Origin of the sequence: Ruegeria sp. R8_1, assembly GCF_017743815.1 — a bacterium.
Classification (GTDB): Bacteria; Pseudomonadota; Alphaproteobacteria; order Rhodobacterales; family Rhodobacteraceae; genus Ruegeria; species Ruegeria lacuscaerulensis_A.
This window is the reverse complement of the sequence record NZ_JAGHRL010000001.1, coordinates 297,027-319,936: the sequence shown is the minus strand read 5'-3', so window position 1 is coordinate 319,936 and position 22,910 is coordinate 297,027. Positions and strand designations below refer to the sequence as shown.

Here is a 22,910-nt window from a genome sequence, read left to right as displayed (position 1 = left end):
ATGACATTCATTTTCGAACTGTTGATCGCCTTCTTTCTGGTTATCTCGGGCATCTTTGGATTTGTCGGCTCGTTTGGGATGATCAAGTTAAAAGACCCGATGTCGCGCCTGCACGCACCGACCAAGGCGACCACTTTGGGGGTGGGCGGCGTTTTGCTGGCCTCAATCTGCCACTCGGTCCTGTTGGAAGGCAAGCTGTCCCTTCATGAACTGCTGATCACGCTGTTTTTGTTCCTGACCGCCCCGATCACGGCCCTGTTCATTGCCAAATGGCATATTCACCGCCATGAAAAGCCTGACGATCTGTCGGATGCTGGCGAGGATGAGCTTTGGGCCACCCACGCGGTCGAACAGGTCGAAGACGTCCCGGACCACAGCAAGACCTGATAACCATGCACATGCCTCCGCTGCCCCTGACCCGCGATCTGGTTCTCATTGGCGGAGGCCATACACATGCGCTGCTGCTGCGCATGTGGGGGATGAACCCCCTGCCCGGCGCGCGCGTCACCGTGATCAACCCCGGCCCGACTGCGCCATATTCCGGCATGCTGCCGGGGTTTGTCGCCGGTCACTATGAGCGTTGGGAACTGGATATCGATCTTGTTAAACTGGCCCGTTTCGCAGGCGCACGAGTTATATTGGGGGCCGTTCAGGGCATCGACAGCAAAAACCGTACCATCCATGTCCCCGGGCGTCCTCCGGTCGCGTTCGACGTGGCGTCGGTGAATGTAGGGATCACCTCAGATATGCCGGCACTGCCCGGTTTTGCCGAACACGCCATCCCCGCGAAACCCCTTGGCCCCTTTGCTGCACAATGGGCGGCGTATCTGGGCGGCACAGGCCCCGCCGCTGTTGCCGTGATCGGAGGCGGCGTTGCAGGGGTAGAACTGGTCATGGCAATGGCTCACGCCCTAAAGGCCAAAGGCCGCACGGCGCAGGTCACCCTGATCGACAACGCGAAAGCTCTGACCGCGACTGGGGAAAAGGCAGCCGCCACTATCCGCCGCACCATGGCTGAGCTTGGCGTCGACGTGATTGAAGGCGCCGAAATCGACAAGATCACAAGCGATCATATCGCACTGAAAAATGGGCGCACAGTTCCCGCAGGTTTCGTGACCGGCGCAGCAGGCGCACGCCCTTACAGCTGGGTCGCCGACACAGGGCTTGATCTGCAAGACGGGTTCATTTCCGTTAACGGCCAGTTGCAATCCAGCGATCCGGCTATTTTTGCGGCCGGGGATTGCGCCCATCTGTCCGAAAACCCCCGCCCCAAGGCAGGTGTCTATGCAGTCCGCGAGGCACCAATCCTGTTCAACAACCTCCGAGCCGCGCTTAGGGCCGGAAAAATGCGCCGCTATGCACCCCAAAAAGACTATTTGAAACTGATCTCGTTGGGCGGAAAATCCGCTCTGGGGGAGAGGTTGGGAACATCGCTCAGCGGCCCGTTGATGTGGCGTTGGAAAAACCACATCGACCAAACTTTCATGAACAAATTCCGCAACCTGCCTGAAATGGCACAGACTGCTCTACCGGCACAGCACGCGGCTGGACTGGCCGAAGCCGCTGGTGACAAACCCATGTGCGGTGGCTGCGGAGCCAAGGTTGGTCGTGGCGCATTGCGGTCTGCCCTGTCGGCGCTGCCCCGATCGGAAAGGCGAGACGTCTTATCGCTGCCCGGCGACGACGCCGCAGTTCTGACAACCGGTGGCACGCGTCAGGTGATGACCTCGGATCACCTGCGGGCTGTGACCGATGATCCGGTAATGATGACCCGTATCGCCGCAATTCACGCGTTGGGGGATATCTGGGCGATGGGGGCCGCGCCGCAGGCAGCGACGGCAACGCTTATTCTGCCTCGTATGTCTGCTGATCTGCAGCACCGCACGGTGGCCGAGATCATGGCGACCGCCGATGATGTGATGCGACAGGCCGGAGCCGAGATCGTTGGCGGGCACAGCTCGATGGGGGATGAAATGACCATCGGCTTCACGTTGACGGGACTGTGCGAGCGCGATCCGATCACTCTGTCCGGTGCCCGCGCGCAAGACGCCTTGATCCTGACCAAGCCACTGGGCAGCGGTGTCATCATGGCTGCGGAAATGGCGGGGTTGGCCAAAGGTGAATGGGTGGCGCAAGCCTTTGACCAAATGGTTTATCCGCAGGGTGAGGCCGCCCGGCTTCTGGCCGACGCCCATGCAATGACCGATGTGACGGGGTTTGGGCTGGCCGGGCATCTGCTGGGTATGTGCGAGGCCTCGGAGTGTGGCGCGACACTGGATTTGGACGCAATTCCCTTGATGAAAGGCGCGCTGAATCTGACCCGAACCGGCGTGCGCTCGACCCTGTTTGCAGATAACCGCGTCGCGGCTCCGGATTTACCCGAAGGCGGCAAGGCCGACCTGCTTTTTGATCCGCAAACCGCCGGAGGCTTATTGGCCGCCGTCCGCGCCGACCACGCCCATGGAATTTGCGAGCGCCTGCGCGCAGCAGGGTATCCGGCTGTGGTGATCGGTCAGATTACGGAAACGGCCGGCGTGCGGCTTTCATAGCTGGTCCAAAACCGCTTTGATCTGATCTGCTGCATCGCTCAGACCAACAGCGTCCAATGACGCAGCATCGATACTTGCGATCACATTCGACACCCGAGTACGGCTGGACTTGGTATAGGCCGGGTCATAGTGCTGCTGCATCAAAGCGCTGGTCAAAGCACGCTTGTCTCCGGCCTCGATCAGTTTGATCCAACCATCGACCACGTCATGACCCCGGTGGAACCGCAATGGCGACAGGCGATCCTTGAGCCGTTCGGTATCTGCCAGGACATCCTCATAGGCGGACACAAGATAATCCGACCGGGCCGCGATCGATGCCCGCACAAGTATGCGCGATGCGTTGCGCAATGCAGACCAGACCGAAGGCGGCAGGATCAGAGTTCCGATTTTGGACGATTCCGCCTCAACAACGACCGGGCGGCTTGGATCCAGATTGCACAGAGCACAGGCCAGCGCGGATTCGAAGGCCTTTTGACTGGGTTGTCCTCCGGGCATCGCGCCCAGCAAAGATCCACGATGATTGGCCAAGCCTTCAAGGTCCAGCACTTGAACGCCCTGGGCCTTGAGAAGCGTAAGCAGCTCCGTCTTGGCAGTTCCGGTATAGCCATCCAGCGCATATAGGCGGTGGGGCAACGGTTCATCATAGAGGTACCGCTTCACCAGCCTGCGATATGTCCGATAGCCGCCCTCAACCACCTCAGCCCGCCAACCGATCTGTTGCAACATCCAAGTAAACGACCCGGATCGTTGACCGCCGCGCCAGCAATAGACCAGCGGCTTCCAACCGCCTTCGTGATGCGACAGGCTGTTTTCGATATGATTTGCGGCATTTCGGAAGACCAGCGCAGCCCCCAGTTTACGCGCCAGAAATGGGCTTTGCTGCACGTAAATTGTACCGACCCGCGCGCGCTCATCATTGTCCAGAACCGGAAGGCTGATGGCGCCCGGCAGGTGATCCTCGGCGAATTCAGCGGGGCTGCGCACGTCAATCACAGTGTCGAAGTCGTGCGCGTAGAGATCGGGCAAACTGTTAAATGTCAAAGCCATGCTAACGATCTATCTTGCGCAAGCGGGCTTGAAAAGGACAGCCGTCATTCGACCAGAGGCTCGATCAGTGAAGACCCGCTGGCCCGGTTCGAATTCACGACCGGGTCAACCCGGTGGTATGTCAGGACATCTTCGGCACCCGGCGTCATAAGTCGCGCGGCCCCTTTCCCGGTCTCACCCAGCCACAATGGCCAGTCCTGTTGTTCAAGGATCAATGGCATACGGTGATGAATGGCCCCAAGACGCGTGTTGGCGGGCGTGGTCACGATGGCACATGTCCCTTGTCGGTTCTCGTCTGGGCCCCAATTCTGCCAGACCCCCGCAAAAGCAATCGGCGCGTGATCCTGACGATGAATATACCATGGCAGGCGATCACCGCTTGGAGATTTCGTCCATTCGTAAAACCCTGTCGCCACAATCAGACACCGCCTCTCGCGACAGGCTGCGCGAAAGGCAGGTTTTTCAGCCAGGGTTTCTGACCGGGCATTGATAAGCAACGGCCCGGCCGTTTCAGATTTGTACCAGTGCGGGATAAAACCCCAACGCAAGGGATCAAGGGTGCGCCCGGCCTGATCCGAGCGGACCACATGCACTTGATTTGTCGGGCAAACGTTAAAGTTGGGCACTGCGGGCAACGTATTCGCGGGCCGCGCTGAAAACAGCTGCGCCATAGCGTCGTTTGGAAGAGTTATTGCAAACCGTCCGCACATAGGAGATGAACCATCAATATTCGTTTCGTTCGGGCAAAGGTTCTCACGGGGTCTCATGCAAAATCAAACAGCGAAAACCATAAAAGGCAAGGCTGTGGCCGCTTTAGAGGCTGGCAAGCTTCAACAGGCACTGAAAAAGGCGCAGTTGGGTCTGAAGAAATTTCCAGCTGACACGGATTTTCACGCCATTTCCGGGTTTGTCCTGACCGAGCTGAAACAGTATCGAAAATCCATTCCGCATTTCGTTGAGGCATCCAAACGAAAGCCAAACGATCCCCAGTTTGCGGAAAACCTTGCGAACGCTTTGATGCAGACCGGGCAAATCCCAAAAGCATTGGAGTATGCCGAGCAAAAACTGCAGAAATTTCCCAATAACAAAGAGCTGAGCCGGGTTATTGACGAAATTGAGCTTAAAGGCAGCAACTGGCGTGCCATCATCGACAACGCAACCAAGAAGCTAGAGAGCGACCCGGACAATGCCAGCCTGTTGTCGTCTCGCGCCAGAGCTTATGGGCGCATTGGCTTTGTTGAAGAAAATACGCGCGACATTGCGCGAGCTTTCGAGCTTGCTCCGGACAACGAGAGCATCGCGTTCCAAAAGGCAATCAATTTGCACCAGAGCGGCGACAAGGAAACCGCCGGTGAAATCCTGCGTAAGATTACAGCACAAAACCCCGAGCACGTTTTTTCACTTCTTCAGTTGTCGACAATGGCTAACAAGGACAGTGCGCCCGACTTAATCGAGAAGGTTGAGACAGCCATTGCAAATAGCGAACACAAGCTGTCCGAGCTTGAATTTGCGAAAGCACATTTGCTGTCCAAAACTCAGGGGCTCAACGCTGCGCTGCCTCAATTCGAGCGCGCGAATGCAATTCAACACGAAACAATCCCGTACGATTTCGCGGCAGAAGAGCAAAAGTTCGAAGTGATCACCGGGCAGTTCCGTGAAAATACCGATCTTCCATCCTCTGATATAAGCGCAAGCCCTGTACCAATCTTCGTTCTGGGACAGCCCCGTTCGGGTACGACCTTGATGGAGATGATGCTCAGTTCTGCCCCCGGGGTTGCAGGATGTGGCGAACTGACTGTGGCCGCCGATCTCTCGCGTGATTTTGAGCAGGTGTCTCATGCTTTCAGCTCGCAGAATGCAAGCGAGTTCGCACGGGACTTTCGCGCCCTGATGCCCCCAATCCCAGAAGGATCGGTCGCGTTTGTCGACAAGATGCCACACAATTTCCAACGAATTGGATTCTTGCTGGCAGCTTTTCCGAACGCAAAGATCATTAACATGCTTCGGGATCCACGGGACGTCGGATTGTCAAAATGGATCAGGCGCTTTCCAGCGGGTGGAATGCGCTACGCCTCGAACCAAAAGGCGATCGCGCATACCGCGAATATGTATCGACGCTACATGACGCATTGGAACACGGTGTTTGGCGACCGAATACTGACAGTCCAATACGAAAAACTGGTTGAAGATCCAAAGACTCACAGCCAACAGGTTGCTGCGTTCTGTGACCTCGAGTGGACCGAGACGATGATGCATCCGGAAGAAAACACCAAGCAGGTCAGGACGGCCAGCATCGATCAGGTACGTAAGAAGATTTCAACTAAGTCGATCGGCGGTTGGCGCAGCGTATCCGACCACCTTCAGCCGATGTTGCAAGGCCTCGATCCCGAGCTTTGGCCAGAATACGATTTTGACTGACCAAAAAAGGCCGCGCAGCATGGCGCGGCCTTTTCCAATAGTATAACCGGTTACTTCTGCTTGATGCGCCCGTCCACGTACGGCGTGTAAGGCGCGTTTTCCGCAAGATATTCAGCAGTTACATCCGCCAGATCCGGGCCAAAATCATAGGCGTTCTTGTCGTCACCCTCGAACATTTTGTATCCGTCGCCGCCGTTGCGAACATAGTTGTTTGTCACCACAAGATAAGTCGCTTCCGGATCAATCGGCACATAGCCGCCATCCTTGGCCACCATAACTTCGGTGATACGCCCCTCGTTAGGCGCAACCGATGGGTCCCACGTAAAGGTCATACCGGCCACCTGAGGGAAACGACCTTTGACCTCTTCGACCTGGCTCACACCATTTTCCAGCGCATCGATGACACCCTGGCCGCTGATCTCGAAAGTCGAAAGAGTATTCTGGAATGGAAGAACAGTCAGGACTTCGCCCATGGTCACTTCACCCTCGTCGATTGACGCGCGCAGGCCACCTGAGTTTGCAATCGCAATCTGGGCACCCTGATCCGCGACGCGCGCCAGCATTGCATCTGCAACGAGGTTGCCCATTTCACATTCCTGAACCCGGCATACATCGCGATTGCCTTCGATCGACGCAGCCGAGCTGGCGACGACCCGTTTCTTCATCTCTTCAATCGGTGCGCCCATCTCAGCGACTCGTGCAGCGATGTCCGGATCCGGCGTCACAGACGCATCCAACAGGATCGGTTCGCCTTCTGCCGAAACCAGGTTTCCATCATCGTCAAAGGTCAGAGTGACCTCACCCAGATACTTGGAATAAGCGTAAGCCTGAACCACGGGCACATCACCTACCATCAGAGGATAAGATCCGGCGGCCCCTTCCTGCGTATTCGACAGCAACGTATGCGAGTGCCCGCCGATGACCAGATCAAGCCCTGGGACCTGCTCGGCAATTTCGATGTCCTTGGCCAGACCGACGTGGTTCAGCGCAATGACAATGTCGACACCTTCGGCCTGCAACGCCTCTACATCTGCTGTCAGGCTATCGATTTCATCTTGGAACAGAACGTCCTTGCCGGGGCTGGATGTATCTACGGTATCGGTTGCCAAAGCGGATACGATACCAACCTTTTGCCCGCCGACATCCAGAACCAGATGCCCTTGTACGCGATCTTTCAAATCTGCCGAAGATGACAGATCAAGGTTGCCGGAAATTACGGGAAAACTCACCGCGTCAACGAAAGCCGCCAGACCTTCGGGGCCATCGTCGAATTCGTGGTTGCCGACCGCCATCGCGTCGTAGCCGATGGCCTCCATGAACTCTGCCTCGGCTGCACCTTTATAGGTGGTATAGAAAAGCGAGCCTTGAAACGGATCGCCTGCATCCAGCACCAGAACATTTTGTCCGTCCAACGCATTGCGACGCCCGTCAATTGCCGTCTTCAACCGCGCCATACCGCCAAAGCACTTACCCTCGGCTTCGTCCTCGGCGTCACAGGTTGAATCGTATTTGTTGATCGATTCGATACGACTGTGGATATCGTTGGTGTGAAGAATGGTCAGCTTGTACTCAGCCGCGACCATGCCTGCGGTCAGGCCCAGAACAGCGGCCGATGTCAGCAAACGGGTGAACATACTCAAACTCCCTATTGTTATTTGGCGTGATGGTGCGCCGTGATGCGGGAAGAGTCAAAGGGGGAAATCCGGCTTGATTCTACCTGCCGCGCGGGGCATCACGGCCCTATGCTGATTTACAAGATTTTCCGGTCCGACGAATGGGCCGCGTTGCAATCCAACGGGGCGACAGATGGCGCTCCGATTGATGTTTCCGACGGGTATGTCCATTTCTCGACAGCGGAACAGGCGGCCGAGACAGCCGCCAAGCACTTCGCCGGGGTCGACGGTTTGACATTGCTGGCTTGTGACGCCAATGCGATGGGCGACGACTTAAAGTGGGAGGTCTCGCGCGGGGGCGCGCTGTTCCCGCATCTCTACCGGCAGATCAGGATGACGGATGTGCTTTGGGCTAAACCTTTGCCCTATGACGGGCAGGCCCACCAGTTCCCCGAGGAGATGGAATGACCCGCTACATCGACCCCGAGCGTGCTCAGTTCGAGGCGTTCAAGACTCTGGACCGCGATCATCCGATCGAGATGCTCAATCTGGTGAAATTCCGCGCCAAGGCCGCGTACCCGGATGACCACGATCTGGCCGATGCCGGTCTGACCGGCGCGCAGGCCTATCGCAACTACGGGAGCGAAACCGCTCCGATCATCGCGCGTATCGGGGCGCATATCCTCTGGAGCGGCGCGTTTCAAACAACCCTGATCGGCCCGCAGGACGAGGTTTGGGACGCAGTCTTTATCGCCCGCTATCCCACCGCTCATGCGTTCATGGAAATGGTCACGGACCCGGATTACCAAAAAGCGGTCGTGCATCGTCAGGCGGCGGTGGACACGTCGCGCCTGATCCGTTGCGCTCCGACCCAAGGCAGAGAGAGCTTCGGATGAAACTGACCGAGAAACTGGGCCTTGCCGCCCTGCACCGGATGGATCCGGAAGCCGCGCATGGGATGTCGATCAAGGCGCTGAAAGCGGGGCTGGCACCCGCGTCCGGTCCTGTGACCTCGTCCCGGTTGCGCACGCAGGTGGCAGGGCTTGATTTGCCCAACCCGGTCGGGCTGGCCGCTGGGTTCGACAAGAACGGCGAGGTTCTGACACCTCTGTCCCGCGTGGGCTTCGGGTTTATCGAGGTCGGCGCCGTGACCCCGCGCCCGCAGCCCGGCAACCCCAAACCGCGCCTGTTTCGCCTGAGCGAAGACAAGGCCGCCATCAACCGCTTTGGCTTCAACAACGAAGGCATGGAGGTCATGGCCACTCGTCTGGCGGATCGCCCCAAAGACGCGGTGATCGGCCTGAACCTGGGTGCGAACAAGGACAGCGACGACCGCCCCGGCGATTTTGCCAAAGTGCTGGCCCATTGCGCGGCGCATCTGGATTTCGCGACGATCAATGTCTCGTCCCCCAACACCGAGAAACTGCGCGACCTGCAGGGCAAAGCCGCGCTCGGCGCGTTGCTGGCTGGGGTGATCGAAACCCGCGATGCTCTACCGCGCCCCCTGCCTGTGTTCCTGAAGATCGCCCCCGATCTGACCGTAGACGAATTGCAGGACATCGCCGAGGTCGCGCAGGAAACCGGCGTGGATGCGGTGATCGCCACAAATACCACCCTGTCCCGCGACGGTCTGCGCAGTGTGCACAAGGATCAAGCCGGAGGTCTGTCCGGCGCACCTCTGTTCGAGAAATCCACCCGCATATTGGCGAGATTGAGCCAGTTGACCGACGGCCAGATCCCCCTGATCGGTGTTGGGGGGATCAGCACGGCGGAACAGGCCTATGCCAAGATTTGCGCCGGAGCCTCTGCCGTGCAGTTCTACACGGCGATGGTTTATGGCGGCATCTCACTGGCCGCTGAGATCGCGCAGGGGTTGGACAAACTTCTGGCGCGCGACGGGTTCGACACGGTCGCACAAGCCGTGGGCAGCAAACGTGAGGACTGGTTATGATCGAATATTGGCACAACCCCCGCTGTTCCAAATCCCGCGCAGGACTGGCCCTGCTTGAGGAAAAAGGCGCGCAGGTCGAGGTGCGGAAATACCTTGAAGACGCACCCTCGGCGGATGAGTTGCGCGCAACACTGGCCCTTTTGGGCGTACCTGCCATCGACATGATGCGGACGGGTGAAAAACAGTTCAAGGAACTCGGGCTGACTAAAACCACGTCAGAAGACGCATTGATCGCGGCCATGGCGGAACACCCGATCCTGATCGAGCGTCCTTTGGCGATCAATGGCGACAAGGCCGCCATCGGACGCCCGCCCGAAAACCTGCTGGACCTGCTTTAAGCGATCTGCGCCTCAAGCCGGGGATATCGCCAGCCCAAGGTCAGTCCCCGCGCGATGTTCAGAACCATCAACGCGGCCCAAAGGCCGTGATTGCCCAGCGTCGGCACCAGTAAGAACAGGGCGACCACATAGATCGCAACCGACTGGATCATCGCGTTGCGCATATCCCGCGTCCAGGTTGCCCCGATATAGATGCCGTCAAACATCCAACTTGCCACTCCGATCACCGGGGCCAGCGCCGCCCAGATCAGGTATTCTCGCGCGGCCAGACGGACCTCGGGCGAGGTAGACATCAGGTCGATCAGCGCAGGCCCTGCAAAATAGAATATTGCGCCCAAGGCAAAGGCTCCGCCCACACCCCACTGCGACGCCATGACCGAAGCCCGCCGCACCTGATAACGGTTCCGCGCCCCCACCGCGCCGCCCACCAGTGCCTCGGCTGAAAAGGCAAAGCCGTCCAGCGCAAAGGCTGTGATCTCAAGAAACTGCAGAAGGACCTGATTGGCCGCCAGATTGACATCGCCCAGATCGGACCCCACAAACAGAAAGGTGGTGAATGAGCCCGTCAAAAGGACCGACCGGATCATGATATCGGTGTTCACTTGGAGCATCCGACGCAGGCGTGCCGAATCGAAAATCCGGGGCCAGTCGCGCCACTGATTGCCACCGAACGCACTGCGACACAGCCACAAACCCAGTGCCAGACCAGTCCACTCGGCGATTAGGGTCGCGACGGCGACGCCTTCGACACCCCAGCCCAGCCCCAGAACGAACCAAAGGTCCAACAGGATGTTCAGCCCGTTCATCCAGATCTGAAGAAGGAACACGCCACGGGTGCGTTCGATAGCAATCAACCAGCCGGTCACGGCATAAAGCGCAATCGTCGCGGGCGCACCCCAGATACGAATTTCAAGGTATGCGCGGGTCAGGGACTCGACCTCGGGACTGGCCGGGGACAGCGCGAAGGCCCCCCAGAACACCCACACTTGCGTAACGATGAATACAAGACCCGCCGCACCGCCCAGAAGCAGGCCACGCATCAACAGCGCTCCGGTCTCGGCCGTGTCGCCCGCCCCGCGCGCCTGCGCTGCAAGGCCGGTGGTCCCCATGCGCAAGAACCCGAAAATCCAGTAGATCGCCGACAGGATCACCGCACCCATGCCGACGGCTCCGATGGGGGCCGCCTGCCCCATCTGACCCACAACGCCGGTATCGACCGCGCCCAAAATCGGAACGGTTGCGTTTGACAACACGATAGGAAGGGCAATCTTCAGCACCCGTCCATGCGTTATAGGTGCCGAAGCGTCCTGCATGGTGTTCTAGCTATCCTTGGCCTTAGGTTGCGGCATCAGGAAATGCCCCGATGCCTGCGCATAGGGGCGCGCGTGGTTGTCCTGCCACGCTTCGACCCGAACCGATGCATAACGCCGCCCCGATCGGCTGACAAAAGCGCGGGCATAGGCGTCGCGTGGCAACCCCGATCGCAAATAGTCAACCGTGAAGTCCACCGTTTTTGGAAACCGGATCGACTCGTCCTTGACGATTGCATCGGCGTCCAATTCACCGCTTTCGATACTGGGCAGGAAGTACTCCCAACTCAGCGTGATGACGGCCGTCACTTCGAGAAAAGCGGCAGTGACCCCGCCGTGCAGGGCTGGCAGCAGAGGATTTCCGATCAACTTTTCGTCAAAATTCAGCACTGCGGTCAGCTCGTCCCCGCGCCGGTCGAAGGCAATATTGAGGAACCGGATATAGGGGACACCATCGACAATAGCGTTCAGCGCCGCATCGCGCCTGTGTTTGACCACCTGCATGGGTTCGGGACGTTGCCGCGCCATCACAAACCCTCCACCGTGAAAGACCCCGAGGCTGTGGCAACAGGCAACTCCTGATCCTCGTCCATCGCGGTCGCGCGCACAAAGGCGACATTGCGGGTCAAGTGGTAGCATGTGGCGTGGGTCGTGATGCTCTGACCCGGCGTCGCAGCCCTCATATAGTCTATTCTCAGGTCAATCGTAGCCGTACCGCCGGGGGCGGCAGGATGGCTCATGACGGCGGCTCCGCAGCACGTATCTAGTACCGCGAAAACAGCACCTCCGTGAATGACGCCAGTGCGCGGATCGCCGACCAGTTCGGCATTATACGGCATCGTTATTTCAGCCTCGCCATTCCCGATTTTGTTCAGCTTCATACCCAACGCGCGCGCATGCGGGATCGCTTCGATGAACTGGCGCGCGATAGCGGCTTTGTCGACCATCTGCTTGTGTCCTCTTGATTTATCCCTTTATGAGCGTGTGACCCGCAAAAGAGCAAGCCCGCCTGTTGCGCTTGAAGCCGACAGGTCATAGGCTGCCGCAGAGGAGATCAGGAATGTCCGACGACCGTTTGTCATTCAAAGAGATGTGTGCCGAGTTCGATGTGACCCCGCGCACCCTGCGTTACTATGAATATATCGAGCTTTTGCAGCCCGATCGTGAAGGCCGCTCGCGGTTTTACGGTCCGCGCGAATGTGCACGTATGACGTTGATCATGCGTGGGCGCAAATACGGGTTCCCTCTGGAAGACATCCGGCAGTGGTTGCTGATCTATGAAGATCAGGGGAATCAGGCGCAGATGAAGACGTTTGTCGAGATGGCTGACCTTCAACTGATCGAACTGAATTCACAGAAACAACAGCTTGACGATGCGATCGACGCCCTGAAACAGATGCGCGATCAGACCGCGAAATCCCTGACCTGATCGCGACGTTCCAGCCCTTCGATATAGTGCTATTCCTTTCGACCCTGCTGTCGCGCTGTTGACTGGCAGGGTTATTTTGTTGCGCCTCCACGCCCCAATCTGGTTGTTTCCGACACTATTCGTGACGTGACGTTACGGCCGCCCAGCCTCAAATCCACTTGACGCAAACGGAAGTTACGTCAACTTATTTGTGACGTAGCGTTTGGATTACGCGAACGCCATCTCCGTGTTGTAAGTGGCGCACAAACTGCGCAACTGAACCACATCAACGCCAGTGAACAAGAGTGCTGAAGCCATGACCGAAGATCTGATGACCATTCGTGAAATGTGCGAGACTTATGATGTCACGCCGCGCACTTTGCGGTTTTACGAGGCCAAGGAACTGCTGTTCCCGATCCGTGAAGGACAGAAACGTCTGTTCACCAAACGTGACCGCGCCCGTCTGAAACTGATCCTGCGCGGTAAGCGTTTTGGATTCAGCCTCGAGGAAATCCGGCAGTTGCTGGACCTTTATCATGTGGGTGATCAGCAGATGACCCAGATGACCCGCACATTTGAGATCGCCCGTGAACGCTTAGCCGACATGGAAGCACGCCGGGAAGAACTGACCCAGGCGATAGACGATCTGAAAGAACAGTTGCGTTGGGGCGAGAAAGTGATCGCCTCGATGAAAAACGACAAAAAAGCCGCCGAGTAACTCCCGGCGGTCCCAATCACCGGACATTCGAATTTTAAAGGGAGCTTCAAATGCCCGTCTACAACGCGCCAACCAAAGACATGCAATTCATCCTGCACGAAGTGCTGAACGTATCGGGATCGGACATTCCCGGTTACGACGAACTGGACGCGGATTTCACCGCTGCCGTGCTGGAAGAGGCAGGCAAGATTTCATCAAACGTTCTGCATCCGCTGAACGTGGTTGGCGATACTGAAGGCGTTCGCCACGAAAATGGTGTCGTCTACACCCCTACAGGGTTCAAAGACGCTTTCGAGCAGGTCAAAGAAGGTGGCTGGACCGGTCTGGACATGCCCGAAGAGTTCGGCGGCCAGAACATGCCCTACGTGATCGGCAGCGCGGTGGGTGAGATGTTCTCATCCTCGAACCAGGCGTTCACCATGTATCAGGGTCTGACCCACGGCGCGGCCTCGGCCATTCTGGCCCACGGCACCGACGAGCAGAAAGCCACCTACCTGCCCAACATGGTCAGCTGCGAGTGGACCGGCACCATGAACCTGACCGAACCGCATTGCGGCACCGATCTGGGCCTGATGCGCACCAAGGCTGAACCGCAGGACGATGGCAGCTATAAGGTGTCGGGTCAGAAGATCTTTATCTCGGCCGGTGATCACGACATGGCCGACAACATCATCCACCTGGTTCTGGCCAAGATCCCTGGCGGCCCCGAGGGCATCAAGGGCGTGTCGCTGTTCATCGTGCCTAAGTTCATCGTCAACGAAGACGGCTCGCTGGGCGAACGAAACGGCGTCTCGGTCGGCAAGGTCGAAGAGAAAATGGGCATCCACGGCAACTCGACCTGTGTGATGAACTATGACGAAGCCACTGGCTTTTTGCTGGGCGACCTGCACAAAGGTATGCGCGCCATGTTCACCATGATGAACGAAGCGCGTCTGGGTGTGGGTATGCAAGGTCTGGCACAGGCCGAGGCTGCTTATCAGAACGCGGTCGAATACGCCAAGGACCGTCTGCAGGGTCGTGATGTAACCGGCGCCAAGAACCCCGATGGTCCGGCCGATCCGCTGATCGTCCACCCCGATGTCCGCCGCAGCCTGATGGATCAGAAAAGCTTTACCGAAGGCGCGCGTGCGTTTGCCCTGTGGGGTGCAACGATGATCGACAAAGCGCACCGGTCGCAGGATAAGGACGCCGACGGCCTGATCTCGCTGCTGACGCCGGTCATCAAAGGTTTCCTGACCGACGAAGGCTATGACATGACCGTCAAGGCACAGCAGGTTTACGGCGGCCACGGTTATATCGAGGAATGGGGCATGTCGCAGTATACCCGCGACGCCCGCATCGCGATGATCTACGAAGGTGCAAACGGCGTTCAGGCGCTGGACCTTGTGGGTCGCAAGCTGGCCACGGATGGCGGCAAGCACGTGATGGCTTTCTTCGACATGGTCAAGAATTTCTGCAAGGAAAACGGTGGCCAGAACGAAGCCTATGACAAGGCGTTCATCGAACCGCTCAAGTCGGCGTCCAAGGATCTGCAGGCGGCGGGCATGTACTTCATGCAGAACGGCGCCAAGAACCCCAACCACGCGCTGGCCGGTTCGAACGACTTCATGCACATGTTCGGCCATGTCTGCCTGGGCCTGATGTGGGCACAAATGGCAAAAGCGGCTTATGCAGCCCTTGACGGCGGCACCTCGGATACCGAGTTCTACCAGACCAAGATTGCCACCGGTCAGTTCTACATGGCCCGTCGCCTGCCGGCTACTGCGCTGCACCTTGCACGCATTCAGACCGGTGCCGACACCGTCATGGCGCTCGAGGCGGCAAGCTTCTGATCTGAAATCGGCTGCGGGGCTGTTCCCGCAGCCGGGTTTTCGAAAGGATAGACATGCCTAAACGTTTTCGACTGACCCGCCGTTTCCCGGTTGCCATGACCGAAGACGGATATCGCCGCCTCAGGGCCTTTTCCCGCGAGGCCGGTCTGGACGAAGGTGAAGCACTGTCTTTCCTGTTTGAAAACTTCAACAGCGTCATTCACGAGGAGAACCTGACGCACCGCTTGCGTATCTTCAATTCGGAACTCGAAGCGCGCAAACGTTAAAGAACCGCAACCGCCCGGCACAGGGCGGGCGAAAGCCAACGGCACCACTCGGTCGGGCACACGTCAAGGGAGGTTAAGGATGACCATCAAACTGCACTGTTTCAGCGTCAGCGGAAACTCGTACAAGGCTGCGCTGGCTTTGGAGATGTCCGGGTTGGACTGGGAGCCGATCGAAGTTGATTTCTTTAACGGCCAGACCCGCACACCGGAATACAGGGCGAATGTCAACGCGATGGGCGAAGCGCCCGTCTTGGTAGACGGTGATTTCAGCACCAGCCAGTCTGGTGCCATTCAAGCGTATGTGACCGAAAAGACCGGAAAGTTTGGTGGTAATTCTCACGCGGAGCGGTACGAAGTTCTGCGCTGGGTTTTGTGGGACAATCACAAGCTCAGCTCAGGAGCTGGAATGACACGATTTTTGATGAACTTCCTTCCCGCAGAGCATCGGAATGCTGACGTCATTGCCTTTAATCAGGGCCGTTTGAAGTCGGCCTATCAAATTCTGAACGCACATCTGGATGGCCGCGACTGGATCGTGGGCGACGGCGTGACCAACGCCGATCTCAGCTGCTGCGGATACCTGTATTACCCCGAGCCCTTCGGCTTTGACCGTTCCGAATGGCCCAATATCGACAAATGGCTGACGCGGCTGTCTGAACAGCCGGGTTGGCAACACCCCTACGACCTGATGCCCGGCCAAGTGCCGGATCGAGCTTAAGGAGAGCATCATGACCGAAGCTTACATCTACGACGCCCTGCGCACACCGCGCGGAAAGGGCCGCAAGGATGGCAGCCTGCACGAGGTAACCTCGGTGCGACTGTCCGCCGTCGCCCTGAACGCCATGAAAGAGCGTAACAACCTGGAAGGCCACGCCGTCGAAGACGTGATCTGGGGCAACGTCACGCAGGTGATGGAACAGGGCGGCTGTCTGGCCCGTTCTGCAGTTCTGGCCTCGGATTTGGATGAATCGATCCCCGGTCTGGCCATCAACCGCTTCTGCGCCTCGGGCATGGAAGCTGTGAACCTGGCCGCAAACCAGATCAAAGGCGGTGCCGGTGACGGCTACATCGCCGGCGGCGTCGAGATGATGGGCCGCGTGGCCATGGGGTCGGACGGTGCGGCGATTGCCGTTGATCCGTCGCTGGCGATGGACACGTATTTCGTGCCGCAGGGGATTTCCTCGGACATCATCGCGACCGAATACGGCTTCAGCCGCGATCAGGCAGACCAGCTGGCGATGGAATCGCAGCGCCGCGCCGCGCAGGCGTGGGAAGAAGGCCGCTTTGCCAAGTCGATTGTCCCCGTCAAAGACCGAAACGGCCTGACCATTCTGGACCATGACGAATACATGCGCCCCGGCACTGACATGCAGAGCCTCGGTAGCCTGAACCCAGCCTTCCAGATGATGGGCGAGCAGATGCCAGGCTTCGACAAGGTCGCCCTGCTGAAATACCCGCATCTGGAAAAGATCAACCACATCCACCACGCGGGCAACAGCTCGGGTATCGTGGACGGGGCTGCAGCCGTTCTGATCGGCAACAAGGAATTCGGTGAAAAGCACGGCATCAAACCGCGCGCGCGCATCAAAGCCACCGCCAAGATCGGTCTGGACCCGACCATCATGCTGACTGGCCCGGTTCCGGTGACCAAGAAAATCCTGGCCGACAATGGCATGCAGATTTCGGACTTCGACCTGTTCGAAGTGAACGAAGCCTTCGCTTCGGTCGTGTTGCGGTTCCAGCAGGCCTTTGATGTGGACCCCGAGCTGGTCAACGTCAACGGCGGCTCGATTGCGATGGGTCACCCTCTGGGCGCAACTGGTGCGATGATCATCGGCACCCTGCTGGATGAACTGGAGCGTCAGGACAAAGAAACCGGTCTGGCCACGCTCTGCATTGCGTCGGGCATGGGTGCCGCGACCATCATCGAGCGGGTCTGATGCCCAAGCTGGATCTCTCTCAGATCCCGTTTATTGGGGGATCGTCCTATCCTGGCAAGCTGGCCGAGGCGACCGCGGGTCGTTTCGTTCAGCGGCTGGGGGATGCGGGCGGTCTGTCCCAATATGGGGTCAACATCGTGCGGTTGGAGCCTGCGGGGATGTCCTCGCTGCGGCACTACCACATGGAGCAGGACGAGTTCGCCATTGTGCTATCCGGCACCTGCACCCTGATCGACGACGATGGTGAGCATGAGATGCAGCCCGGTGATTGTGCGGCCTGGCCCGCAGGTGAGCCCAACGGCCACCACCTTGTAAACAAAACCGATGCGCCCGCGACCTTTCTGGTGGTGGGCACGCGGACCCCGACCGAGACCGGCTTTTATAGCGATATCGACATGATGGTGAAGGACGACGCAGATGGCGAATCCTTCACCCGGAAAGACGGCAGCCCGCTGACGGCTGACCAGATTGGAGACGACGGATGACCGAGTTTACCCTGACCAAAGACGCCGACGGCGTCGGCACGATCACCTGGGATGTTCCCGGCAAATCAATGAACGTGATGTCCTTTGACGGACTGACGCAACTGGACGCCTGCATCGATCAGGCGTTGGCCGATGACGAGATCAAAGGCATCATCATCACCTCGGGCAAGAAGGGTTCCTTTGCCGGCGGCATGGACCTGAACCTGTTGGCCGTCATGAAGGAAGAGGCCGGTGACGATCCCGCCAAGGGCCTCTTCGAAGGCACGATGAAAATTCACGCCCTGCTGCGTAAGATTGAATTGGCAGGCATGGACTTCAAAACCAAGAAGGGCGGCAAGCCGATTGCAGCCGTTCTGCCCGGCACCGCCGCCGGGATCGGCATGGAACTGCCCCTGTCGACCCACCGCATCTTTGCCAGTGAAGATCCCAAAGCCAAATACGGCCTGCCGGAAATCATGGTCGGTATCTTCCCCGGCGCGGGCGGCACCACGCGCATGATCCGCAAGATGGGTACGATTGCTGCAGCTCCGCTGTTGCTGGAAGGCAAGATGCTGGACGTCAAAAAAGCCAAAGGTGCTGGCTATATCGACGAGATCGCCGCCGACCCCATGGCCGCCGCGAAAGAGTGGGTTCTGAACGCCAAGGACACTGATCTGGTCAAACCTTGGGACGCCAAAGGGTACAAGATGCCCGGCGGTGCCCCCTACCACCCAGCCGGTTTCATGAACTTTGTCGGTGCCTCTGCGATGGTGCACGGCAAAACTCAGGGTGCTTACCCAGCAGCCAAAGCTTTGCTGAGCGCGGTTTATGAAGGCGCGCTGGTCGATTTCGACACCGCCCTGCGGATCGAGGCTCGCTGGTTCACCACTGTGCTGATGAACCCGTCATCAGGTGCAATGATCCGCTCGCTGTTCCTGAACAAAGAGGCGCTGGACAAAGGTGCCGTGCGCCCTGCCGGTATCCCCGATCAGTCGGTCAGGAAAATCGGAGTTCTGGGCGCAGGCATGATGGGGGCCGGTATCGCGCTGGTCTCGATTCAAGCCGGTATGGAGGTTGTCCTGATTGACCGCGATCAGGCTGCCGCGGACAAAGGGAAAGCGTATTCCGAGACCTATCTGGACAAGTCGGTCAAGCGGGGCAAGATCTCAGAAGACAAGAAAGACGTCATGCTGGGCCTGATCACTCCGACACCTGATCTGGAAAAGTTGAAAGGCTGCGATCTGATCATCGAAGCCGTGTTCGAAGACCCCGCCGTCAAAGCCGACATGACCAAAAAGGTCGAGGCGATTATCTCGGACGACTGCATCTTTGCCTCGAACACATCGACCCTGCCGATCACCGATCTGGCCAAGGCCAGCGTGCGCCCTGATCAGTACATTGGTATCCACTTCTTCTCGCCGGTCGAGAAGATGCTGCTGGTCGAGATCATCAAGGGCAAGGAAACTGGTGATCGTGCGGTTGCCAAAGCGCTGGACTACGTGCGCCAGATCCGCAAAACGCCCATCGTGGTCAACGACGCGCGGTTCTTCTACTGCAACCGTTGCATCATCCCCTATCTGAATGAAGGCGCCCGTATGGTGACCGAAGGTGTCAGCCCCGTGCTGGTCGACAACGCCGCACGTCAGCTGGGCTTCCCGGTGGGACCAATTACCCTGACCGATGAAACCTCGATCGATCTGGGGGCCAAGATCGCCCGCGCCACCAAGGCCGCGATGGGCGATGCCTATCCGGCAAGCGCCGCAGATGATCTGATCTTTTGGATGGAAGAACAGGGGCGTCTGGGTCGCAAGTCCAAGGCTGGCTTCTTTGACTATGACGAAAAGGGCAAGCGTCAGGGATACTGGAAAGGTCTGCAGGACAAATATCCGCTGGCTGAAGATCAGCCCGACCTGATCGAAGTGCAGGAACGTCTGATGTTCGCTCAGGTTCTGGAAGCTGTCCGCGCGCTGGAAGAAGGCGTGGTAGAAGACATCCGCGAGGCCGATGTGGGCGCGATCCTGGCCTGGGGCTTTGCGCCCTGGTCCGGTGGTCCGCTCAGCTGGGTCGACATCATCGGCGCACCTTATGCAGCCGAGCGTTGCGACCAACTGACGGCGAAATATGGCGATCGGTTCGCCTGCCCGCCGCTGCTGCGTGAGATGGCCGAAAAAGGCCAGACCTTCTACGGCCGATTCGACCCCGAAGCGAAAGCAGCCTGAACTAAAAAACTGGCGCATGTTCTGCATGCGCCAGTTTTCCTGTCTGCGGGTTGGCGCAATGTTGACGTCAAATCAACCCCTGATCATATCCCGAAATCATCAAAGCCGTAGCCGAACTTTTCGATATCTTCGGCACACGCCGCAGCAACAGCAGCGCGCGTCTTTGGCGTGAAATAACCTCGGTAGTCTGCCACACGGTCGGAACGGTTCGATTGTGGCAGCGACAGCCTGAACCCGAGATGTTCGAACAAAGGCTCGGCGTCTTTCTCGAACTGTTCCAAACGGATATACGCGCTGCAATGCTCGACCCCGTTTGCCAGTGTCATATAACGTCGCGCCGGGTTGGCTGCGAAAGACTGCGCTGTATCAGCGTGCAGAACGAACTCTGTGAACGGCAGTGTGCGAGCCAGCCCGACCGCAGGGTGCTCGAAGGTTTGATCCCTTAACCAGTGATAGTAGCTGACCATCCGGTCCCAAGGATTCCGAACCAGAGTGAAGGTGAACATCGACCGAAGTTCGTCCGCGGATACGATCCCGTCGATATCAGACAAAACGCCGTGTTTCCTGAGACGCTCTGCGCCCGTCATCGCCTTTAACCGCTTGCGGCGTCGCAGCGCCTTGGGTGTATCGCCCACAAGGATATCATCTTTCATAGCCCGGCCTTCCAAAGCCAAAGACAGCGATGTCCCTCCGCTTTTGGGGATATGAACAAACACGTATCGCCGACCCCTGGAAATGATCATGCGATGGCGTTCTCGGGGGATGCGCGCCCGGCTCTCCAGCCCAATACGGCGCCCGCCGTCGCGATCAGGGCAATCCCTGCGATCTGCATGACGCCGATCGACTGGCCAAAGGCAACCCAGGCGAACAGGGGGCCAAAAATCATGACCGAGTATTCGAATACCGCGACATAGGACGGTTCTCCGATCTGATAGGCTTTGATCAGCATGAAAACGGCGATTGTCGATCCAACGGCCTGAACGACGATCCAGGGGATAGCAGGTTGCATCTGCCAAACCCATCCGCGCGTGACGAACCCCGCCGGCCCCTCGGGCGATGCCAGCGGGAACACCGTCAAGGCGATCACACCGGTTACCCCCGCCAACCCCAAAGTGACGACCATGGCCGCTAAAAGAGCGACGGTGCTTTCCCCAGCGCAATGACTGCGCGTGATGACAGCGCTCAGCGCATAGAACAGCCCCCCGGCGACAGGTAGCAGCGTCTTTACATCGAACTCATACGGGTTCGGTTGCAGCACGCATAAAATGCCGGTGAACCCGAGAAAAACAGCGCAAATACGCCAGGGTCCGATCTTTTGCCCCAGCGCCAGCGTCGATATCAGAAGCACGAAGATCGGCGAGGTAAACAGCCCCGCCAAGGCCTGTGCAATGGGCATCAGGGCCAACGCGCCAAAATAGAACAACATCGCCAACGTGATCAGCACACTGCGCAACATCACAGGCCCCAGACGATTTGGGCGCAACTTCCCGAAACCCAATAGCGACAATCCTACGATCAACGGCAGCATCAACGCAGCGCGGCTTAGGTGGAACTGCCAAAGGCCGATCGTCTCGGCCACCAAGATCACCACATTATCCACCACCCCAATGATCGCCATCGAACTTATCATCAGGATCGAAGCCAAAATCGGTGAGGTCTGCGTGTCGGGCGACATGATATGCCTTGTTGTTAAATCAATAACGCCTTGCCCCCAAGGCCCTGCACCATCCAGCACATTTACAGAACCAGGCGCAACAGGTTTGCGCCATTGGATTTTTGCGTGCTAAACTGACCTCAATCAATAATGAGCAGTTCCAACCGTGATGACGGCCCTGAAACAGTACCAACGGATCGAGGCCACCGGTCTGTGGCGTCCTTCGCCCGACGTTCAACGGCGCGAGGTCGTGGTTTCCATCGGGGAAGCCACACTGACGATCTCGGATTTCAATGACAAGGCGCTGACACATTGGTCCCTGGCAGCGCTGGAACGGCAGAATCCGGGTGGTTATCCGGCGGTCTTCAACCCCGATGGCGACCCGGACGAGACGTTGGAGCTGGAAGAAACCGAAACCACCATGATCGAGGCGATAGACCGTTTGCAACGCGCCATCGACCGCGCGCGCCCGCATCCCGGGCGTTTGCGGTGGTTCAGCGTTGCGGGTGTCATTGTCGCTGTTCTGGCTTTGCTTTTGCTTTGGGTTCCGGTTGCGCTTCAGAACCACGTGGTCGCGGTTGTTCCCGAGATCAAACGGCATGATATTGGTGGCACAATCCTTGACCGGATCGAGCGCGTATCGGGGCGGGCCTGCACGTCCGAAGATGCGCAAGAAGCGTTAGATCAACTGGCCGCCCGCACAGGTGTACGCGAAGTCGTCATCCTTCCGGCGGGCGTGCAAAGCAGTCTCAGCCTGCCGGGCGGGATCGTGTTGTTGAACCGGGCGCTGGTCGAAGATCACGAGGATCCTTCGGTTGCCGCTGGGTACATCATTGCAGAACGCGCACGAACGCAGGCGCAGGATCCGCTTGAGGATCTGCTGGACCGCACCGGAGCGGGCACTGCCTTTAGACTGCTGACAACCGGCGAACTGACGCCCGATATCGTGGATGCCTATACCGAAGAGGTCCTGTCCGAGCCCCGCCCTTCCCTGCCGGATGATGACCTGCTGGAGGTCTTTGCCCAAGCCGCTCTGCCCTCGACACCTTTTGCCTATGCAAAGGATGTAACCGGTGAGACGGTGTTGGGCCTGATCGAGGCTGACCCAATGGCAGGCCGCCCCCAACAGCAGGTCCTGCCGGACCGCGATTGGGTCCGGCTGCAGAATATCTGCGGCGGATGA

At 58.4% G+C, this 22,910-nt stretch carries 24 protein-coding genes; 16 read left to right on the top strand and 8 right to left on the bottom strand.

The genetic code is table 11. The annotated features are described in order from the left end of the window. Together J7380_RS01590 and selD are read left to right on the top strand one after the other, a co-directional pair. The gene (locus tag J7380_RS01590; RefSeq protein WP_209194183.1) at positions 1–387 is read left to right on the top strand and encodes a Na+/H+ antiporter subunit G; all 387 of its coding nucleotides are present in this window, start codon (positions 1–3) and stop codon (positions 385–387) included. Between the two features lie 5 nt (positions 388–392). Next, entirely contained in the window at positions 393–2,549 is a 2,157-nt protein-coding gene (selD, locus tag J7380_RS01585) for a selenide, water dikinase SelD (RefSeq protein WP_209194182.1), read from the top strand. Here selD and mnmH read toward each other — a convergent pair. Both mnmH and J7380_RS01575 read right to left on the bottom strand, forming a co-directional pair. Beyond that, entirely contained in the window at positions 2,544–3,596 is a 1,053-nt protein-coding gene (gene mnmH, locus J7380_RS01580; RefSeq protein WP_209194181.1) for a tRNA 2-selenouridine(34) synthase MnmH, read from the bottom strand. The genes selD and mnmH overlap by 6 nt on opposite strands. A 44-nt stretch (positions 3,597–3,640) precedes the next feature. Next, entirely contained in the window at positions 3,641–4,306 is a 666-nt protein-coding gene (locus J7380_RS01575) for an SOS response-associated peptidase (protein WP_209194180.1), read from the bottom strand. Between the two features lie 55 nt (positions 4,307–4,361). On the opposite strand from J7380_RS01575, the gene J7380_RS01570 reads away from it, so the two are divergent. Beyond that, positions 4,362–6,014: a sulfotransferase gene (locus J7380_RS01570; RefSeq protein ID WP_209194179.1), complete on the top strand. Its 1,653-nt coding sequence runs from the start codon at positions 4,362–4,364 to the stop codon at positions 6,012–6,014. Positions 6,015–6,064: 50 nt separating this feature from the next. Here the strand turns inward: J7380_RS01570 and J7380_RS01565 are convergent, their stop codons facing one another. Continuing rightward, positions 6,065–7,648 (bottom strand): bifunctional UDP-sugar hydrolase/5'-nucleotidase, encoded by a 1,584-nt coding sequence (locus J7380_RS01565; protein WP_209194178.1) that lies wholly within the window; start codon positions 7,646–7,648, stop codon positions 6,065–6,067. Between the two features lie 108 nt (positions 7,649–7,756). Here J7380_RS01565 and J7380_RS01560 point away from each other — a divergent pair, with 108 nt between their 5' ends. Genes J7380_RS01560 through arsC form a run of 4 tightly spaced genes read left to right on the top strand, consistent with a single transcriptional unit; the run spans position 7,757 to position 9,916 of the window. After that, a complete protein-coding gene (locus J7380_RS01560; RefSeq protein WP_209194177.1) occupies positions 7,757–8,095 on the top strand; it encodes a DUF952 domain-containing protein in 339 nt (112 codons plus the stop codon). Next, positions 8,092–8,523 carry a DUF1330 domain-containing protein gene (locus tag J7380_RS01555; protein ID WP_209194176.1) on the top strand — a complete coding sequence of 144 codons (432 nt, stop codon included), beginning with the start codon at positions 8,092–8,094 and terminating at the stop codon, positions 8,521–8,523. The genes J7380_RS01560 and J7380_RS01555 overlap by 4 nt, the downstream gene beginning before the upstream one ends. After that, positions 8,520–9,578 (top strand): quinone-dependent dihydroorotate dehydrogenase, encoded by a 1,059-nt coding sequence (locus J7380_RS01550; protein WP_209194175.1) that lies wholly within the window; start codon positions 8,520–8,522, stop codon positions 9,576–9,578. The genes J7380_RS01555 and J7380_RS01550 overlap by 4 nt, the downstream gene beginning before the upstream one ends. Beyond that, positions 9,575–9,916 carry an arsenate reductase (glutaredoxin) gene (gene arsC / locus J7380_RS01545; RefSeq protein ID WP_209194174.1) on the top strand — a complete coding sequence of 114 codons (342 nt, stop codon included), beginning with the start codon at positions 9,575–9,577 and terminating at the stop codon, positions 9,914–9,916. Before J7380_RS01550 ends, arsC begins: the two co-directional genes overlap by 4 nt. Here arsC and J7380_RS01540 read toward each other — a convergent pair. The 3 genes from J7380_RS01540 to J7380_RS01530 are packed head-to-tail and all read right to left on the bottom strand — an operon-like array spanning position 9,913 to position 12,173. Continuing rightward, positions 9,913–11,229 carry an MATE family efflux transporter gene (locus J7380_RS01540; protein WP_209194173.1) on the bottom strand — a complete coding sequence of 439 codons (1,317 nt, stop codon included), beginning with the start codon at positions 11,227–11,229 and terminating at the stop codon, positions 9,913–9,915. The genes arsC and J7380_RS01540 overlap by 4 nt on opposite strands. 6 nt (positions 11,230–11,235) lie before the next feature. After that, positions 11,236–11,754, bottom strand: coding sequence for a PaaI family thioesterase (locus J7380_RS01535; RefSeq protein ID WP_209194172.1), 519 nt, complete (start codon positions 11,752–11,754; stop codon positions 11,236–11,238). After that, positions 11,754–12,173: a PaaI family thioesterase gene (locus J7380_RS01530; protein WP_170354702.1), complete on the bottom strand. Its 420-nt coding sequence runs from the start codon at positions 12,171–12,173 to the stop codon at positions 11,754–11,756. The genes J7380_RS01535 and J7380_RS01530 overlap by 1 nt, the downstream gene beginning before the upstream one ends. A gap of 113 nt (positions 12,174–12,286) precedes the next feature. Here J7380_RS01530 and J7380_RS01525 point away from each other — a divergent pair, with 113 nt between their 5' ends. The 8 genes from J7380_RS01525 (at position 12,287) to J7380_RS01490 (ending at position 20,073) form a co-directional block, all read left to right on the top strand. After that, positions 12,287–12,655, top strand: coding sequence for a MerR family DNA-binding transcriptional regulator (locus J7380_RS01525; protein WP_209194171.1), 369 nt, complete (start codon positions 12,287–12,289; stop codon positions 12,653–12,655). Between the two features lie 295 nt (positions 12,656–12,950). Next, positions 12,951–13,352 (top strand): MerR family DNA-binding transcriptional regulator, encoded by a 402-nt coding sequence (locus J7380_RS01520; RefSeq protein ID WP_170354704.1) that lies wholly within the window; start codon positions 12,951–12,953, stop codon positions 13,350–13,352. A 50-nt stretch (positions 13,353–13,402) separates the two neighbouring features. Continuing rightward, positions 13,403–15,184 (top strand): acyl-CoA dehydrogenase C-terminal domain-containing protein, encoded by a 1,782-nt coding sequence (locus J7380_RS01515; RefSeq protein WP_209194170.1) that lies wholly within the window; start codon positions 13,403–13,405, stop codon positions 15,182–15,184. Between the two features lie 53 nt (positions 15,185–15,237). Continuing rightward, entirely contained in the window at positions 15,238–15,450 is a 213-nt protein-coding gene (locus J7380_RS01510) for a hypothetical protein (protein WP_170354706.1), read from the top strand. A 79-nt stretch (positions 15,451–15,529) separates the two neighbouring features. Then, a complete protein-coding gene (locus J7380_RS01505; RefSeq protein WP_170354707.1) occupies positions 15,530–16,168 on the top strand; it encodes a glutathione S-transferase family protein in 639 nt (212 codons plus the stop codon). A 10-nt stretch (positions 16,169–16,178) separates the two neighbouring features. Next, positions 16,179–17,390, top strand: a complete 1,212-nt coding sequence (locus J7380_RS01500) for an acetyl-CoA C-acetyltransferase (RefSeq protein WP_209194169.1) — start codon at positions 16,179–16,181, stop codon at positions 17,388–17,390. Continuing rightward, positions 17,390–17,875, top strand: a complete 486-nt coding sequence (locus J7380_RS01495; RefSeq protein ID WP_209194168.1) for a cupin domain-containing protein — start codon at positions 17,390–17,392, stop codon at positions 17,873–17,875. The genes J7380_RS01500 and J7380_RS01495 overlap by 1 nt, the downstream gene beginning before the upstream one ends. Further along, the gene (locus tag J7380_RS01490) at positions 17,872–20,073 is read left to right on the top strand and encodes a 3-hydroxyacyl-CoA dehydrogenase NAD-binding domain-containing protein (RefSeq protein ID WP_209194167.1); all 2,202 of its coding nucleotides are present in this window, start codon (positions 17,872–17,874) and stop codon (positions 20,071–20,073) included. The genes J7380_RS01495 and J7380_RS01490 overlap by 4 nt, the downstream gene beginning before the upstream one ends. Positions 20,074–20,156: 83 nt before the next feature. On the opposite strand, the gene J7380_RS01485 is transcribed toward J7380_RS01490, so the two are convergent. Both J7380_RS01485 and J7380_RS01480 read right to left on the bottom strand, forming a co-directional pair. Further along, entirely contained in the window at positions 20,157–20,816 is a 660-nt protein-coding gene (locus J7380_RS01485) for a sulfotransferase family 2 domain-containing protein (protein ID WP_209194166.1), read from the bottom strand. Further along, on the bottom strand, positions 20,813–21,748 hold the full coding sequence (locus tag J7380_RS01480; RefSeq protein WP_209194165.1) for a DMT family transporter: 936 nt from the start codon (positions 21,746–21,748) through the stop codon (positions 20,813–20,815). The genes J7380_RS01485 and J7380_RS01480 overlap by 4 nt, the downstream gene beginning before the upstream one ends. 148 nt (positions 21,749–21,896) lie before the next feature. Here J7380_RS01480 and J7380_RS01475 point away from each other — a divergent pair, with 148 nt between their 5' ends. Next, positions 21,897–22,910, top strand: coding sequence for a hypothetical protein (locus tag J7380_RS01475; protein ID WP_209194164.1), 1,014 nt, complete (start codon positions 21,897–21,899; stop codon positions 22,908–22,910).